Genomic DNA, 16,751 nt, shown 5'->3' with positions numbered 1-16,751 from the left:
TAATGGAGATGAGTCATGACTCAATATCGTTCAAAACCCGTTAGCCAGGATGGAAGGGTAGAATGGAGCCACGAAGAAGATGCCATTTGGAGTGACCTTGTCACGAGACAAATGAGCGTGATCAAAGAGCGTGCGTGTGATGCTTATCTACGTGGTTTGGAACTGCTGAACTTACCTCAGGATCGCGTGCCTCAGTTGCCGGAAATCAATCGAGTCTTAATGGAAACAACAGGATGGCAGGTTGAGCCTGTGCCTGCTCTGATCGATTTCGACCGATTTTTTAATTTGTTGGGTAACAAACATTTTCCAGTCGCGACTTTCCTAAGAACCCGAGAAGAGTTCGATTATTTACAAGAGCCGGATTTTTTCCACGAAATTTTCGGTCATTGTGCCATGCTCACGCATCCAGAGTTTGCTGCGTTTACGGAACATTATGGTCAGCTCGGACAAGCGGCAACACCAAAACAGAGAGCTTACTTGGCTCGTCTTTACTGGTTTACCGTAGAATTTGGTTTAGTGAAAGAAGGCTCGAAAACCAAAATCTATGGCGGCGGCATACTCTCTTCCCCAGGAGAAACCATCTACGCATTGGAAAGCGAAAGTGCAATTTGTGAGTCCTTTGACCTACAAACGGTATTAAGAACACCATATCGCATCGATATCATGCAGCCTAAATATTATGTAATTGATGATTTCTCCCAGCTTTTCCAAATTAGCCAACTGAATTTATTGAAACAAGCGGATCTAGCGATAGAAGCTGGATTGCTTCCACCACTTTTTGAACCTAAGGAACCTGCTCATGCTGAATGAACAAAAATGCGAAGCTTGTAGCTTTGATGCCATTGCCCTGACGAAAGAAGAACAGCAATCTCTATTGCTGCAGCTGTCCGATTGGCATCTCATTGAAAGGGACGACATTCCGCAACTTGAGAAGGTCTATAAGTTTAAGAACTTTAAACAAGCATGGGCGTTCAGCAACAAGATTGCGGAATTGGCAGAAGAAGAATTTCATCACCCATCAATTTTGCTCGAGTGGGGCAAAGTCACCGTGACTTGGTGGAGCCATTCCATTAAAGGTTTGCATAAGAACGATTTCATCTGTGCGTCTAAGTGTGATGCGTTGGTGTTGAGCGAATAAACACGAATGGACAGCCGTTGTTTGCTATTCATGCTCTGAAAAGCATTAACACACTTAACCGTGAATAAAAAACGCCCGAACTGATATTCGGGCGTTTCCTATTTAGCTTTAGCACTTCTGTTTTATGGCCGCGGTTTTAGCGCCACAGTTGTAGACACTTTGAGATACTACTGTTTTTAGAGTTCGATACGAAAAACTGAGGTTGTGCCTGATACCTCGTTGCCGACGGCAATAAAATGTTGTCCGTTACGAGTAAAGTAGTTGATTGACTCGGGCGCTAGATCACCCGCTTTAGGATTGTAAGTGCCATTTGCACACTCACTGTCTTCTACCAACGTACATACTGGTTGGGTGTAATCGCGGTGGTTTACATAATGCAAGAACTGCGCTTGTTTTGGCTGGGTGATGTCGTAAACAATAATACCGCCTTGGCGCTCTAAACCTATAAATGCGTAGTATCGCCCATTGATTTTCGCTACTTCGATAGCTTCTGGCTCGATGCCTTTATCATCACTTCTGTCATCACCGCTACTGTTGCTGTCGTTTGTGCTGTTGAAGTGTTTACCTTCGTTCAAGAGGGCAACTGTTGCGAAATCGTCTCCACTATCAAAAACTAGCTCACCATTTTCATTCCAAATTGAGAATGAACGCGCGCCAAATGCTTGAACGTTTTCTTCTGCGTTTAATGTGTGGTTTGGTTTGATAACTTTGAGTCTAGCTAGCTGTTTGTTGTCTTTCAGAGCTTCAGCAAGAGGGGGATCGGTTGTAACTTTGAGTTTCTTGCCACGGACTTCGTCGATATGGCTCAAACAGGTGCCTTTAACATTGGTGTAATCTGGCGTACCTTGATAGTCATCCTCGTCCCACATGAACCCTGCTTGATCACATTCAGCTTGAGTGGTTTTAAAACCATATTCGCGACCATCCCCTTCGTTGGCTGAAACAATGTAGGTTTGGCCGTTGATAGAGTAACTGTCTAGCGTGTCGGGCATGTACAAGCCAACTAATTGCGGATAGCTTTTCAAATTGCCGATGATCTTATCTTTATTTGAGGCGTCCAGCTTTGAATTTGACCAAGACTTTTCCCCTAAAGCGACGATTTTTTCTACCGATTGGCTTTGTGGATCAATAATCGCCATCGCGTTATTTTCCTGCAAGGCGACATAAATTTTCCCGTTGTCGGCAAACGTCAGATATTCCGGTTCAAGGTCTTGAGCAATTGAGGCATTAGGGCCGGAAATACGTACAGCTTTTGGCAATTCATCTGAGCGCACTCCATCAAATTCGCCAAAGCTAATTTGCGTAACGTCAGCATTGTTAATACCTTTGCTCAAATCGACCAACGTCACGCTACCTTCGGGATCGATACTGTAATCGGAGTTCGGTTCGCCTTCGTTTGCGGTGGCAATGTAACGACCATCTTTAGAAAAACCAACCATATCTGGCAGCGCACCGGTTTTGAAAGTGGTGATTAGAGAAAGATCATCCGAGCGATACAGCGCGATCAAGCCATCTTCCTGCTTATTATTGTTTTCAATCGCGACGGCGACTAAACCATTAAATACAGCAACACTGTTGGCCGCGCCGATTTCAATCCCTGCGGAAGTGCCCGCATCGGTTAGGTCAATAAAATCAGTTTGTGAAGGCGCACTGCTTTCGTTGAGCGACAACACATCCACACGTTTGGCTTGAGCATTGACCACGTAGAGTTTGTCCGTGCACGCATCATAGTTCACGATTTCTGCGGCAGAAGTATCAAACGGCGCATCGGCGATAGATGACCCAACAAACGTCAAACCTTGGATTGAGGTTTCCCCAACAGCGGGTGAACTGATCGGCTTACATTGTGCACTGAAAGATGCGATAACATCGTTCTGTTGCGATGAACACGCGATGGCGAGCGTCGATAACGCCATTGCACCTATTGCCTTAAGTGGGGTGGTCATGATATCTCCTTATCAATCCGATATACTGTCGCTCAATGCATGATTTTCAGATATCTATTCATTCACTGCAGTGGACGATAATAGAACATTGATTGACGTGTGATTTGGTAAGGCTCTGAATATATGTATGATTTATGACTCTTATATGGGCTTTTTATGAAACAAATGTGTCATTGGCGAGATTGCGATGGCATTAGGATTTGGAATGAAAATGGAACTACAACAATTTCTTGATGTGCTGGCATCGTCACCTGAAAAGATTGAATTTGAAACGACGATGGCGGTGATTGAAGACAATTACGATTTTACGCCCGCTGCATTTACGAATGGCAATACGCAAAATGACGCGAATGAAAACAACGGTTCGTGCAAAATTTTTGCATTCGGCTTATTGAACACTCTCGATAAAGAAGCGACGTTGGCGTGTTTTGGTCGTTTCTACCGCGAGGACGTACTGCTTCACCCAGAAAACAACGATCACCAAAATATCCGCAATTTCATGGTGACGGGGTGGGAAGGCATTCAATTTGAGACTTCTGCGCTTACCGCAAAATAGTTATCATTTTAGAATCGCGTTACATGAAGAAGCCAGTCGTATTATGCGACTGGCTTTTTTTCTAAACACTTGCGGCATAAACAAAGCTGATCGGACTCCGGTTTAGGTAAGTCACGAGGCTCAATACCAAAACACCAACACGTTTCTTTTCCTGCTGCAATATCGCAGTGAGCTTGCGAATCGCATTCAGGACAGCGGTGGGTGGAATCTTCTCCGGTGATTTGCTCGATAATGGTTTCACGTTGGAGTTCGGTTTTGTCTTTCCATTGGATGATTTCATCCATCGTTCGGTGACAGCCAGAACAAATTCCAGCGTTATTCTTACAGGCTGCTCTACATGGTGACTTCATTGCATTCTCGTTCTAATTTTTAATGTCGCGTACTCTAGCACAAAGCAACTCAAAGCCGTCAAAATAAACCGCCCTAACGATCGTTGAGCTTCTTGCCTTATTTGGTCCTTTAACTGGTGAGGGAGCACCGCTGGTGGTACTCTTGCGTGAGATGTCTTAACCGCGCTTCATTTATGTTAGAAAAAGAAAACCTGATTAAACTGGCAAGAATGCAAATGCCATTTGGCAAATATGCAGGCAGAGTACTTATTGATTTACCTGAGGAATATTTGCTGTGGTTTGATAAAAAGGGCTGGCCGAGCGGCGAGTTAGGTGACCTATTAAAGCTGTGTTTAGCGTTAAAAATTGAAGGGCTAGACAGCGTCGTGAAACCTTTGAAAAGGATGTAACCTGCCTCGGTAACCCTATTTTCCACGATACAGAGTGTTTTACTTCTAAAGAGTCAGACTACCTGACTCTTTTTTCTTTAAAGTGAATCGCCAATGAGCCCATAAATGATTGTTTATCATGAGGGGATTCACGAATATTAGGCAAAGAGCATTCCTGATCTTTATTGCGCTGCTCCAAACCACCTCTGTTTCGCGCATTATCGCTAACATCCTCGTGCTAAATAGCATAAGATACTCGGCCTTTACCTAGTACTGAGCCTCTCATCGTAATGACAGATAAAACACAGCAAGCGACATTTGCCGATCTTGGCCTGATTCCAACCTTAGTCGAGCGACTAGAAGCGTTAGAATATAACCAACCAACACCTATTCAATCTCATGCTATTCCTCATGTGCTTGATGGCAGGGATATGATAGGCGGAGCCAATACGGGCTCAGGTAAAACCGCCGCTTTCTCGCTGCCAATTCTGCAGAAAATTCTTCAGCAAGGTGAATCAAATGATCGTCGTGGTAACTTCGTTTCTCATCTGATTTTGGTTCCTACTCGTGAGCTGGCGTCGCAGGTGGCTTACAACGTTAAATCTTACTCATACCATCTTAGAGATAAGATCAAAACGGTTGCCGTATTTGGTGGCGTATCCGTGAACCCGCAAATGCTAGCGCTGCGTGGTGGCTGTGACATCATTGTTGCAACGCCGGGACGACTACTTGATCTGGTATCGAGTAATGCGATTAAGTTAGACCAAGTAAAAACGCTCGTGCTCGATGAAGCCGACCGTATGTTGAGTTTAGGATTTACCGAAGAGCTCAATAAGATTCTTGCCTTACTGCCAGAGAAGAAACAGACACTGCTATTTTCTGCTACTTTCCCTGAGAAAGTCACAGCGTTGGCTCAGCACTTACTTAACGATCCCGTTGAAGTTCAGTTACAGAGTGCAGAAGCCAGCACTTTGGTGCAGCGCGTGTTTAGTGTCAATAAAGGTGAAAAGACGGCGGTACTCGCACATCTAATCAAACAGCATCAATGGCGCCAGACTTTAATTTTTGTGAATGCTAAGAATGCCTGTAACCACCTAGCTCAGAAACTGTCAAAACGCGGCATCACTGCCGAAGTTTTTCATGGCGATAAAGGGCAAGGCGCTCGTACTCGCGTTCTTGATGGTTTTAAGTCTGGTGAGATTCAAGTACTGATTGCTACCGATATCGCAGCGCGCGGTCTCGATATTGAAAAATTGCCAGTGGTGATTAACTTCGATCTTCCGCGTAGTCCTGCCGATTATATGCATCGCATCGGACGCAGTGGCCGTGCAGGGGAAGTGGGTCTAGGTCTATCTCTTATCGATTACGATGACTACCACCACTTTAAAGTGATAGAAAAGAAAAATAAGTTCCAGCTTGAACGCGAGCAGGTAGAAGGCTTTGAAGTGGAAGATGACCAAAGTGAAGCCTACTTTTTACCGATGGAGCCGCGTGCAAAGCCAGCAGGAACGGGTAAAAAGAAGAAAAAGCGTAATCAGTAGAAGACGTAATCTACAAGTTAGTCGAATTACGAGAGTTTCTTGGGCGGAGATGAACCAGTTGGCCACTCGCCGCCGTTAACCCTTTTAAGGAACAATAGTAGAGCCTTACTGGATCTGTCAGTAGGGCTCTAATTGTTTTCCAAGGAAGTGTACTAGCGACGTGTCGGACGGCCACGAGATGAGCGTTTTTTAAATGAGGATGCTGCTTTCGCTTGTGAATTGAGAATAGAATCAACGGTTAGCGGCATTGGCTCTTTAGGCTCAAGACCGTGAGGGAAAGTACGGGCTCTTGGTGGCAAATTGTATTCTTCTTCACTCGCGCGTGGCATGCGCTTAAAGCGATAAAGGTAAAAGTTTTCTAATTTTTCTCTCGCCCATTCAGTTTTCTTTAAATACTTCACGCTACTTGCAATCGAAGGCTTGGTATTAAAGCAATTAAAACGCATGGCTGTATCTAGAATGTCCCAGCCATAAAAATCTACCAACTCTTGCAACATAGTCTCTAGCTTTAACCCATGCAGTGGGTTGTTTTGTTGCAGTTCGATTCTTTCTTCGTCAGTCATCATTTTAGGGGCCTTACTCATCAAAGGGCGGAGTTTAGCAAAGTATACATTACAGAGATATCTATAGTTAGGCGGCGATGGTTTGAATAGAAACGCCAGAAGGCCTAGGCAACGTATTTAAATCACTAAAGCAAAGGTAAATTGAGAGAAAACTACAAAGCCACCTTGTTTTAGGTGGCGTTGCTTTTGTCTGCGCGTTGCGATTAAACGTAACTCAGCTCAGTGGCTGCCAGTTAGATAAGCGACTCAATGCCGTATTTTGCACCGTAGTTTTCAACCACAAAATCGATGTCTTTGTCGCCTCGACCTGAAAGGTTGACAAGAATCGAACCTGTTTCACCTTGTTGTGCCAGTTTGATTGCGTATGCGACTGCGTGGGAAGATTCGATAGCAGGAATAATTCCTTCTTCGCGAGACAACTCAAAGAAGGCGTCTATCGCTTCGTCATCGTTGATTGAACCATAGTTCACGCGTCCGATGTCTTTTAAATAACTGTGCTGTGGGCCTACCGATGGGTAATCCAAGCCACTGGCGACGGAGTGTACCTCTTGTGGTTCGCCTTGTTCATCTTTAAGCATGTAAGACTTAAACCCGTGCATGATGCCTGGCTCGCCAAGCGTTAGGGTGGCTGCGTGTTCACCCACTTTGTCCAAAGATCGTCCAGCAGGCTCGACGCCATGGATCGCGACGTTTTCATCTTCTAAAAATGCGCTAAACAACCCCATGGCATTTGAGCCGCCACCCACACACGCGACAAGATTGTTCGGTAATTTGCCCGTCATCTCTTTGAACTGAACTCGCGCTTCGTTCCCGATGATGGATTGGAAATCGCGAACCATTTTAGGGAATGGGTGAGGGCCAACCACGGAACCAATGGCATAAAGCTGAGTTTCTGGATCTTTGAGGTACGCTTCAAAGGCAGCATCAACGGCTTCTTTCAGCGTTTTACGTCCGTGCGTGGCAGGAATCACGTTAGCACCAAGGATTCTCATACGGACAACGTTCGGATGCTCTTTGGCGATATCGACTTCGCCCATGTAAATGTCACATTCTAAGCCAACCAAAGCGGCAGCAGTCGCCAATGCCACGCCATGCTGGCCAGCTCCAGTTTCCGCAATCAGTTTCTTTTTGCCCATTTTTTTTGCAAGGATGGCTTCACCTAAACAATGGTTAATTTTGTGAGCGCCAGTATGGTTCAAGTCTTCTCGCTTTAGATAAATGTCGGCACCGTATTTCTTAGATAGATTCGCTGCATGAAAAATAGGGCTAGGTCGACCGACAAAGTGTTTATAAAGGCGAGCTAACTCGTCTTTGAACTCTGGATCTTGGCAACATTCTTCGTAAGCGGCGTTAATGTCTCGCATGATTTGCTCAAGCTCTGGCGGGACAAAGCTGCCACCATATTCGCCAAAATATCCTTCATTGTTGGGCATGTTGTGGTCGAAAGAATTTTTCATTAGTTACGTCCTAGTAAATGAGAGTATTGATACTTTTATACCCAAATTCACAAATAGGTTGTGTGATCAGTTGCTTAAATCGTGATGCTGCTATCATGAACTAGTTAAATAGTACGAGATTGGTCTTGTCTGGAGGAAAATGTGAGTAAGAGGAACAAAAAAGGTCCCGAAAGACTCTAGGCTGTCACAAGGGTCTTTCGGGACAAACAGAGTACAAGGAAGTGTACTCTGCGATGGTGTCTGAAAACGAAAGTTAGATTCGCTTCCGTTGGCAGATGTTAGGGATTTCAAGCCATGTTATGTCAGCGAAATGTCACAACTCTTGAATTAACTCAAAAGCTTATTTTTTATTTTTGAACAATGGGTTAGGGAGCTTTCTTGTTTCTGGGATTAAAGTTATTTAGAGGGTTTTAGTTATAAAAAAAGCTTGCTAAATAACAGCAAGCTTATCTCTTTTTAGCACACGTGGATGCGCAGAAATCAGTGTTTACGTGCTGAGCCGTTTCTAACGATGTCTTTACCGTTGTCGTAAACGTGTTGTGAGACCCAACGGCCCAACAAAAGTTGGTGTTTGTCGCCTAAAACTGCAACAAAAGGACGGCCATCAGTGTTTGTTGTCGCTAGTGCAACGCCAGTTACCCCTTCCAAACCTAATGCACCGCTCTCGACTAAATGCAGAAAAGCTTCTAACTCTTCAAGACTTTCAATGACGTGGTTATCAATGTTCATGGTATTCGATCTCTTTGAACTGCCGATATTTTGTGGTCGCGTACTCTACATAAGTTAGGCACAGAAACCAAGTTCCCGCTGAGTTATGGTCGGTTTTGCGCTGATTCACTTATTGTTGGGGAGCGCAGGTTAGAGTGGATTCACACAAAACAATGTGGCTTGGTTGCAAGCTGACTTTATGGTTGGAGAGTGAAAGAGGCGATGCAATAATCGGCGAAACAATTTCTCTTTGAAGGTTGTGATGAAAAAGGTTTTGATTACTGGTTTTGAACCGTTTGGTGGTGATGCAATAAATCCGGCGTTGGAGGCTGTGAAAAGGCTAGAAGAAACAAGTCTTGACGGTGGCATCATTGTTACTTGTCAGGTGCCTGTGACGCGTTTTGAGTCCATCAGTGCTGTGATTGATGCGATTGAAGCGCATCAACCAGATTGTGTTATTACCGTTGGTCAGGCCGCGGGTAGAGCGGCAATAACGCCCGAACGCGTTGCAATTAATGTGGATGACTTCCGAATTCCAGACAACGGTGGCAATCAGCCAATCGATGAGCCCATCATCGAACAAGGCCCGGATGCGTATTTTTCGTCTTTGCCAATCAAGCGTATTGCTCAAACGTTGCATGAGAGTGGCATCCCTTGTCAGGTTTCTAATAGCGCGGGGACGTTTGTGTGCAACCACCTGTTTTATGGTGTGCAGCATTATCTGAGGGACAAATCGATTCGGCATGGATTTGTGCATATTCCGTTGTTGCCTGAGCAAGCGACGGATGGCAATCACCCGTCAATGAGCCTCGATATGATCGTGGCTGGCCTAAAGTTGGTGGCACAAGTTGTCATTGATCACGAAAGCGATGTTGTGGTGAGTGGTGGACAAATTTGTTAGTAAGCTACTGAAATAACTAATAAGTTACTAAGCGTATGTTCTGCCAAATGTTAACTTGCTCAAATTTTGCTTGCTTCGAAAGGAGTAGCATTAGAGTGTCGGATTGAAGGTGTATGACTTTCGTTCGGTGCCCTTGTCACAGGAGGTGTCAGGGGCTTACTCTCAAAAAGGCGAGTTATCATGAAAAGCAACAAAAGTAAGGCTATTGCACTTATCTCTGTCGTTGTTTTCGCTTTGGCTATCGCTGCGCTTAAATTCGAAAACACGCTCGGAATCCTTCCTATCTTAGTCGCGATTATCGCATTCTTTACCTGTGTCATTCACACCAGTATGTACCTGTCGAATGTGAAACGTGCAGAGGCGGTAAGTCATTCTGACTATTCTCAAAACTCAAACCGTCACACATTAAATCAAGACATAAGCGAGCGTGATAAAAAGCGTTGAAGCAAGTCACATTCTCCGTATACTTTGCCCCAGCACTAATGCACGACTGTGTCGGAGAAAAACATGTCAAATCGAGTACCTACCAACATACTGACCGGATTTTTGGGTGTCGGTAAAACGACCACGATTTTAAATCTTTTAAAGAACAAACCTGAAAATGAAAATTGGGCGGTGTTGGTCAATGAGTTTGGTGAGATTGGCATCGATGGTGCATTAATGACCGACCAAGGTGCGTTGATTAAAGAAGTGCCGGGCGGTTGCATGTGTTGTACCGCAGGCGTTCCTATGTCTGTTGGTATTACGGCATTATTGCGCCAAAAGCCAGATCGTTTGTTGATTGAACCAACAGGCCTTGGTCATCCAAAACAAGTGATTGCGACGCTGACATCAGAGCAATATCTGCCATACGTTGATTTAAAGGCGACCATCGCGTTAGTCGACCCTCGTAACTTGAGCGATGAAAAATACACGTCTAATCAAAACTTTGTTGATCAGCTAGACAGTGCCGATGTGGTGATTGGCAGCAAAGTCGATCTCTGTTCAAGCCATGATATTGATGTGTTCAACGATTGGGTTACCGATCAAACGCCAGCTAAAGTGTTCAGTAAGTTGATTCACAACGGCGAGCTGCCGATTGAAGTTCTGGATATTGAACGCGTACACGGCAGTGCTTCTTCTCATATCGAAACGCATCACCATGAGCATGCACACCAAGAGCCTCAGTTTCAGTTACCACCGGGTGAAGCATTCATCCGTAAAGAGAACAAAGGGCAGGGCTATTTCAGTTGTGGCTGGTTGTTTGGTGCTGAATACAAATTCGATTTTGATAAGCTGTTCTCGATGTTGTCTGACCTAACCGCCGAACGTGTGAAAGCAGTAGTCAACACCAATCAAGGGTGTTATGCATTTAACGTGGCAAATCGCGTTGTATCGGTCAACGAAATCAGCTTAGAAGGGTTTGAATCACGACTTGAAGTGATTGATTCTCAGCGTCTTCCTTGGGATGAACTAGAGCAAATATTACTGCAACTTGCGGGTGTCGAAGGATAGGGAATTCGCCATTCTTCGCGCAAATATTGGAATGAAACGGTGAATCGACTGCATGGCAGGGTTCACCGTTTTTTCTTTTATCGAGTTTCAGTGAGAAAAGTGAGATAAATCACTCAAATTCGGGTATAGTGCACGGCTAAATTTTTAAAGCTATTTTAAGTGGTTTGTTTAAGGAATACGCTCAATGTCATTTTCATCTCAAGGTTTTGCGCCAGAAGTGGTTAAAGCACTGGCAGAATGCGGTTATGAAAAGTTAACGCCAATTCAACAGAAGGCGATTCCAATGGCTCGTAAAGGCCATGATATTTTCGCTACAGCACAAACAGGTACTGGTAAAACTGCAGCGTTTTCATTGCCTATGATTCAACAGCTGCTAGACAGCGGTCGTACTGCTTCTCGTAAAACCGCCCGTGCACTTATCTTGGCGCCAACGCGTGAACTGGCAGAACAGATCGCTGACAACATTAAAGCGTACACTAAGTACACAGACCTATCGGTTGTGGCTGTATTTGGTGGTCGTAAAATGTCTTCACAAGTTTCTGCTTTAGAAAACGGCGTCGATATTCTGGTTGCAACGCCAGGCCGCTTGGAAGAGCACATCGAACAAGGCAACGTTTCTGTTGCGAACCTTGAGTTCCTTGTTTTTGATGAAGCTGACCGTATTCTGGATATGGGCTTTATTCATGCTGTTCGTAAGATCATGTTGGACGTTGATACTGATCCGCAAATCATGATGTTCTCGGCAACGACTTCAAGCCAGCTAAATCTGTTAGCGAAAGACATTTTGCGTAAACCAAAACGCATCGAAGTAGAGCGTGCAAACACTACCGCGCACACTGTTGCTCACGTACTTTACCCAGTCGATCAAGAACGTAAAACAGAACTGCTTTCTGAACTGATCGGTCGCAAAAACTGGCAACAAGTTTTGGTGTTTGTAAACTACAAAGAAACCGCAAATGATGTGGTGAAAGAGCTGAAACTTGACGGCATCAAAGCAGTAGTTTGTCACGGTGACCGTGCTCAGAGTGCTCGTCGTCGTGCGCTAGAAGAGTTCAAAACGGGCAAAGTTCGCGTTATGGTAGCAACGGACGTTGCGGCGCGTGGTTTGGATATTGAAGATCTACCTCACGTAGTGAATTACGACATGCCTTTCCTTGCTGAAGATTACGTTCATCGAATCGGTCGTACCGGTCGTGCGGGTAAGCAAGGTCATGCGGTTTCGTTCGTAAACCGAGATGAAGAGCTAACGGTTGTTCAAGTAGAAAACCTCATTCAGCAACGCATTCGTCGTATCGAACTTGCGGGTTATGAGCCAAAGCAGCGTGAATCTTACATCGAGAAATTGAACTCGAAACCAGCGTTTAAGAACCGTCAAGGTCGTCGTAATAACCCTAACCAGTCTGCGACAGACCAAGGCTCAGCAGAGCGTCGTCTTGCAATGGTGAAGCGTTTGAAAGCGCGTCGTGGCACGAACTAAACACGGTTAGATAATTACATTCGTTTGTAACGAAAGAGCCCCTCAATGAGGGGCTCTTTTTATTTGCCGTTTAGTGTTGGTCTAAGATGCTAATTTAAGCCGAGCATATTCGGCTCACCACGATAGATAATGCGATCGTTTCCACGGTGAATACCAAACGTGACTATTGTTGGCGGGTTTTCTTCTTCGGGAGTCGAAGTTTCCCAGTCATATTTGAGCCAAGGAAGTTGGTTGCCTGAGTGATCTAGATTTAGGCTGAACTGAATTTGTTCTCTTGCCGCGTCAATTTGGCTTGCAATGATGTCGTTGGTTCTGCCAACACTCATCTTAGCAACACCAGATAATTGGGCGTTATTTACCGGCGCGTTCGACCAAATAGGCGTGCTGGTGTAGTACGCGCCATTTGCGGTTGTCGAGTTGTCATCGAAGTTTGTAACAAATCTACCGTTTTGCCATACCTCTACGTCCAATGGCACTTTGATCTTCATGCCTTGATTTCCGCCTACATCCTTAAAGTTCAAACGACCAAAACGAATGTCTGGCTGTTTCGTCAGAATTTCACCGCCATCGAAGAAGTTCACCTCATCAACCACGTGAGTAGTCACTAAGCCAATTTTACTGCTCTTGCTGTTTGCACCGCGGTTGAACGGGCCATCAGGGTATTGACCTTTAGTTATATCTTTCTCCCAACACGGGCTGTTGTGACACGTTGCATTTGTAGATGCTTTTTCAATGACAAACTGACCGATACTGGCATCGCCGATGCGTTTCCATTCTGCCTTTTGTGGTGCTGGTGGCACAAAACGATCTTGGTATCCGCCAAGCTCTCCTAAGTAAAAATGCTGTTGCAGACTTGGCGCAAAATGGGCGTAGTTTTTTACGTCCTCTTTGTTTGCGTTTAGCGCAACCACATCGTAGGTAACTTTCTCAAACGGTTGATTCATGTATACAAAGCCTTGGTTTTTAGGGTAAGTCCAATCTTGACTTTGCACTTTGAAGTACTTCGGATAGAAACGTCCGATATGGCGATAACCTTCGTTAACCTTCATGCCAAAATACGTACTGCCGAGGTTTGCTTTCACTTTCAAGCTGCCGACTTCTTCCCAATACAATCCGTTAAAAACGAAGCGATGGTTCTTGGCTGATTGGTGTCCTTGAGTTAACGCATAATTACTTTTCAACAGCGTTGAGGTTTGGTTTGCCGTGTCTAAAGGCGAGTGTTGCTCGCTCGACAAAACAACCGATGCTGCTGGTGCGCCATCATGCATAAAGTTGGTCGTGACCAAAGCATCACAATAAGCTGATGAGTCGATAGGATCACTGATAGAACCCCCTTTTTGCCAGATGACGGGTTTCACCGTTAACGAGAAACGTTCGCCAGCGGCAATGAACTTATCACCTTGTTCGGATGTGCCTGAAGGCAAGGTGTTTTGGTTCTCACAGATTGCCAAGGTCCATGGTCGCGAGTACACATTAATCTTGCCTGTTACTTCAACTGTGCCGTCGTCCGGACACTCTGAAAATCCTTTACATTCGAATTGGTCAGATAACGTCACCTCGAACAGTCCGGATTCGTTAGTAATTAAGCCATGTTCCGATAATCCGTCTTTGAACTCAGCAGAATAACTAAAATCACCTTCGCTTCCACCGAGAGGTTTAATCAAAGGGTGAACTACTTTGGGTTTACCATTGTAATTGCTGGCAACGACGGGTTCTCCTGTGGAGACACAAGCGAGCAGACGTGTATGAACATTTTCTGGTTTACCAGCGATGACGCGAATTTCATTCAGTGTCCGTCTTTCATTTGAATACGCTTCGAACATAAACGGCGTAAACATGAAGTTGACAGTTTGCTCCTTAGCGGAGTCTCCGACCATCGTGAAAGTCAGATAGTAATTGGCGTCTAATGCGATCTTATCGATGTCGTTTGGAACCACACGAACAACGAGCTCACCATTATCGTTAGATTGAAACTGGTTTTCAGTTGAGGTCGGTTTCCCTTTCACTACCTCTAGCGTGAACAAGTCGGGATCAGACAATATTGCCATCACGGGGGCGCTGACTACTTCATCGTTGTTGGTTGTGATCGCTGTGAATTGCGGGAGATCGTCACCGCACATCAACGCCATGTCATCAGATGGTGTCACCGTCAGGCCCAAGTCATCGTTACTTGGAGGCAACATGCTACACTCAGGCGGCGGAGTTGCGGTGCTCGGACAAATGGAGCTCGAGTAATCGCAACGTGATTGGCCAACACCGCAGAACTGAGAATACTTGCCAGTTAAACTATGAGGGTGCGAACTTCCCGGCGTTTGTTGGATTTCGCCGCAAACCTGACTTCCAACACCTTGATTAAAGTTTAATGTCTGGAAGTACTTAATCGCAGTATCTTTCGCGTAGAACGAACCGTTCAGTGCGGCAGATGCACCTTTGGACTCCGTCGTGCCGTAAACCGCCATATCATCAATAAGCAGAGAACTGTGCGCCACAATATCACCGACGACGAAATGTTGTTGGAAAGGGTGATTCGTCTTGAGATGCAATTGATGGCCTTTTGATTCAATGGTGCCACAAACGTTAGTATTGAATATATCGGTCGTACTGTGAGTCAAAATTTTACCAATAATGGTGTTGTACTCACCGTCAATATGAAGCGTCGACCCCGTTAGCTCTATATCTCCATCGATGAGAACATTATGCAGTTTTGTTGGGTAGGCCGACAGAAGGTCTCCATAAATAACAGTGTGTTTGTTTTGGTAATCTTCAATGCTAGAAGCTTGCTCATTGTTAACCTTCAACTCGACTGAAAGCGAGCGAAGTGAGATGCGTTTATTAGGTTCACCAATTCGGTTATTGCCCTCTAAAACAATGCCTTGATGAGCTTCTAGTATGACTTCGTTCTCAGGTGAAGAGGAGATGATGGAATCACCAGCGGGTAATACGATCTTGCCATGGCAAAAAAAGGTAGTGTCTGTTCTTTGAATATCAAAAGAACTATGAGTTGAGCATATTTGGTTTAGCTCAGATGGTTTCGCAACGTCATAAACCGTTGCTTGTGCTGTTAACGGCATCAACATGGCCGTAGCAATAACGCAGTAAAGACGCATCATTAAGTATCCTAAATCTCGTGGAACTGAATGACATCAAGCGAGAGAAAATAAGTGTTTCAGAGAAATAGCGGCTAAATATTATTAGAAGAACCGCTTAGTTATTGAACTATGGGGATTTTTATTTCGTATGTCATACCATAGTGATGTAAGGATATTAGAACTTAGATGGGTTGTTTGTTCAATAGATAAATGTGACATAAGTCGCATTGATGGTGTAAGTATTTGTTAGTAAATGATAATAAAAGGTGAGGCTCTGCCAGAATAAGGCTAAGTGATGGCCTTATTCTGTACAATTATTCGTTACGCCGCGTGATCGAGCAGGGGAGCCATCTGATACAACTCCTCAAGAATGGCTTTGGTTTGTCGTGAATACACCAATCGGTCACGGTCGCCTACAAGTTGAATCGCTTTTACCTTACCAGATACCAAACACAGCCTTAATGTTCTCAGTACCATTTGAATATCCAGCGATGGCGTACCTTCAAGATTGTTTTTCGTTGATAGTGAACCCAAATCTATCGTCACAATGATTTGGTCACAGTGATCCAAATAATTGCTGATTTGCTGCTTTACGTGGTTGCGGTGTCTGAACGTAAACTCACGATCCGTTACCCAATCACAGCCTTGATCTTCGGCGTATTCCAAGGTTTCTTGTTTCGTGTCTTGCTCGCTTACACCAGCAAAAAATAGTCGCACATTTTGATAGCGAGAAAGGGCAAAGTGAAACGCTGAACCCATGCGAGGTTCAAGCGTCGGCTTTAGGCTCATCTTATGGCCGATATTCACAATGCCCACTTCATCGCGGTACGACACAACGACAGGAAGCATCGATAAAATGGCTTCCGTGCAGTTAGAAACCAACACAGGGATAGAGTGGCGAGAAAGCGATAGGCTCAATGCTTCCTGAAATTCACCACTCTCTAATTTTGAGTGAGAAAAATGACCGAAATTCGCTGCAGTCGCGTGATCATGTTGTTGATACAACCATTCGCTCGCGTTTTCCAAACTTTGGTCTGCTAATTCAAACGCACCTTTAGACATAGGGGCTAAGTGTTCGCAAACCGTCATAAAAGAAAAAGGATAATGATGCGGCTGCTTTGGTGTGTGATGAAACTTATAGCGTTTGAAAAAGCTTAACATGT

At 44.8% G+C, this 16,751-nt stretch carries 16 protein-coding genes; 9 read left to right on the top strand and 7 right to left on the bottom strand.

Going from position 1 to position 16,751, the window contains the following annotated elements:
• Nucleotides 1-15: 15 nt before the first annotated feature.
• Entirely contained in the window at nucleotides 16-810 is a 795-nt protein-coding gene (gene phhA, locus NL646_RS03230) for a phenylalanine 4-monooxygenase (protein ID WP_253663841.1), read from the top strand.
• On the top strand, nucleotides 800-1,138 hold the full coding sequence (locus NL646_RS03225) for a 4a-hydroxytetrahydrobiopterin dehydratase (protein ID WP_005482617.1): 339 nt from the start codon (nucleotides 800-802) through the stop codon (nucleotides 1,136-1,138). The genes phhA and NL646_RS03225 overlap by 11 nt, the downstream gene beginning before the upstream one ends.
• 176 nt (nucleotides 1,139-1,314) lie before the next feature.
• On the opposite strand, the gene NL646_RS03220 is transcribed toward NL646_RS03225, so the two are convergent.
• Nucleotides 1,315-3,084, bottom strand: coding sequence for a choice-of-anchor I family protein (locus NL646_RS03220; RefSeq protein ID WP_253663840.1), 1,770 nt, complete (start codon nucleotides 3,082-3,084; stop codon nucleotides 1,315-1,317).
• Between the two features lie 211 nt (nucleotides 3,085-3,295).
• Between NL646_RS03220 and NL646_RS03215 the strand changes: the two genes are divergently transcribed.
• The gene (locus NL646_RS03215) at nucleotides 3,296-3,640 is read left to right on the top strand and encodes a HopJ type III effector protein (RefSeq protein WP_025522811.1); all 345 of its coding nucleotides are present in this window, start codon (nucleotides 3,296-3,298) and stop codon (nucleotides 3,638-3,640) included.
• A 41-nt stretch (nucleotides 3,641-3,681) separates the two neighbouring features.
• Here NL646_RS03215 and NL646_RS03210 read toward each other — a convergent pair whose 3' ends face one another.
• On the bottom strand, nucleotides 3,682-3,990 hold the full coding sequence (locus NL646_RS03210; RefSeq protein ID WP_017448075.1) for a cysteine-rich CWC family protein: 309 nt from the start codon (nucleotides 3,988-3,990) through the stop codon (nucleotides 3,682-3,684).
• A gap of 173 nt (nucleotides 3,991-4,163) precedes the next feature.
• Between NL646_RS03210 and NL646_RS03205 the strand changes: the two genes are divergently transcribed.
• Entirely contained in the window at nucleotides 4,164-4,379 is a 216-nt protein-coding gene (locus NL646_RS03205) for a DUF3820 family protein (RefSeq protein ID WP_005375557.1), read from the top strand.
• 269 nt (nucleotides 4,380-4,648) lie between these two features.
• Nucleotides 4,649-5,899 (top strand): DEAD/DEAH box helicase, encoded by a 1,251-nt coding sequence (locus NL646_RS03200; protein ID WP_253663839.1) that lies wholly within the window; start codon nucleotides 4,649-4,651, stop codon nucleotides 5,897-5,899.
• A 152-nt stretch (nucleotides 5,900-6,051) separates the two neighbouring features.
• On the opposite strand, the gene NL646_RS03195 is transcribed toward NL646_RS03200, so the two are convergent.
• From NL646_RS03195 to NL646_RS03185, 3 genes are all read right to left on the bottom strand, one after another.
• Nucleotides 6,052-6,465 (bottom strand): VF530 family DNA-binding protein, encoded by a 414-nt coding sequence (locus tag NL646_RS03195; RefSeq protein WP_005462112.1) that lies wholly within the window; start codon nucleotides 6,463-6,465, stop codon nucleotides 6,052-6,054.
• Between the two features lie 230 nt (nucleotides 6,466-6,695).
• A complete protein-coding gene (trpB, locus tag NL646_RS03190; protein ID WP_017448076.1) occupies nucleotides 6,696-7,919 on the bottom strand; it encodes a tryptophan synthase subunit beta in 1,224 nt (407 codons plus the stop codon).
• A 480-nt stretch (nucleotides 7,920-8,399) separates the two neighbouring features.
• Nucleotides 8,400-8,648 (bottom strand): hypothetical protein, encoded by a 249-nt coding sequence (locus NL646_RS03185; RefSeq protein WP_005462100.1) that lies wholly within the window; start codon nucleotides 8,646-8,648, stop codon nucleotides 8,400-8,402.
• 241 nt (nucleotides 8,649-8,889) lie between these two features.
• On the opposite strand from NL646_RS03185, the gene pcp reads away from it, so the two are divergent.
• The 4 genes from pcp (at nucleotide 8,890) to NL646_RS03165 (ending at nucleotide 12,499) form a co-directional block, all read left to right on the top strand.
• Nucleotides 8,890-9,528: a pyroglutamyl-peptidase I gene (gene pcp / locus NL646_RS03180; RefSeq protein WP_020835073.1), complete on the top strand. Its 639-nt coding sequence runs from the start codon at nucleotides 8,890-8,892 to the stop codon at nucleotides 9,526-9,528.
• Nucleotides 9,529-9,708: 180 nt separating this feature from the next.
• Entirely contained in the window at nucleotides 9,709-9,972 is a 264-nt protein-coding gene (locus NL646_RS03175) for a hypothetical protein (RefSeq protein WP_005462091.1), read from the top strand.
• A gap of 63 nt (nucleotides 9,973-10,035) precedes the next feature.
• The gene (locus NL646_RS03170) at nucleotides 10,036-11,022 is read left to right on the top strand and encodes a GTP-binding protein (protein ID WP_253663838.1); all 987 of its coding nucleotides are present in this window, start codon (nucleotides 10,036-10,038) and stop codon (nucleotides 11,020-11,022) included.
• 184 nt (nucleotides 11,023-11,206) lie between these two features.
• Nucleotides 11,207-12,499 (top strand): DEAD/DEAH box helicase, encoded by a 1,293-nt coding sequence (locus tag NL646_RS03165; RefSeq protein WP_005482719.1) that lies wholly within the window; start codon nucleotides 11,207-11,209, stop codon nucleotides 12,497-12,499.
• Between the two features lie 89 nt (nucleotides 12,500-12,588).
• On the opposite strand, the gene NL646_RS03160 is transcribed toward NL646_RS03165, so the two are convergent.
• Both NL646_RS03160 and NL646_RS03155 read right to left on the bottom strand, forming a co-directional pair.
• Nucleotides 12,589-15,609, bottom strand: a complete 3,021-nt coding sequence (locus NL646_RS03160) for a DUF6701 domain-containing protein (protein WP_253663837.1) — start codon at nucleotides 15,607-15,609, stop codon at nucleotides 12,589-12,591.
• A gap of 300 nt (nucleotides 15,610-15,909) precedes the next feature.
• On the bottom strand, nucleotides 15,910-16,749 hold the full coding sequence (locus tag NL646_RS03155) for an arginase family protein (protein WP_005482584.1): 840 nt from the start codon (nucleotides 16,747-16,749) through the stop codon (nucleotides 15,910-15,912).
• Nucleotides 16,750-16,751 lie beyond the last annotated feature (2 nt).

The organism is Vibrio sp. Y20_XG_PY13 (assembly GCF_024181925.1).
Classification (GTDB): domain Bacteria; phylum Pseudomonadota; class Gammaproteobacteria; order Enterobacterales; family Vibrionaceae; genus Vibrio; species Vibrio parahaemolyticus.
Note: the sequence above shows the minus strand (reverse complement) of the source record. Positions and strands in the feature narration are given on the sequence as shown.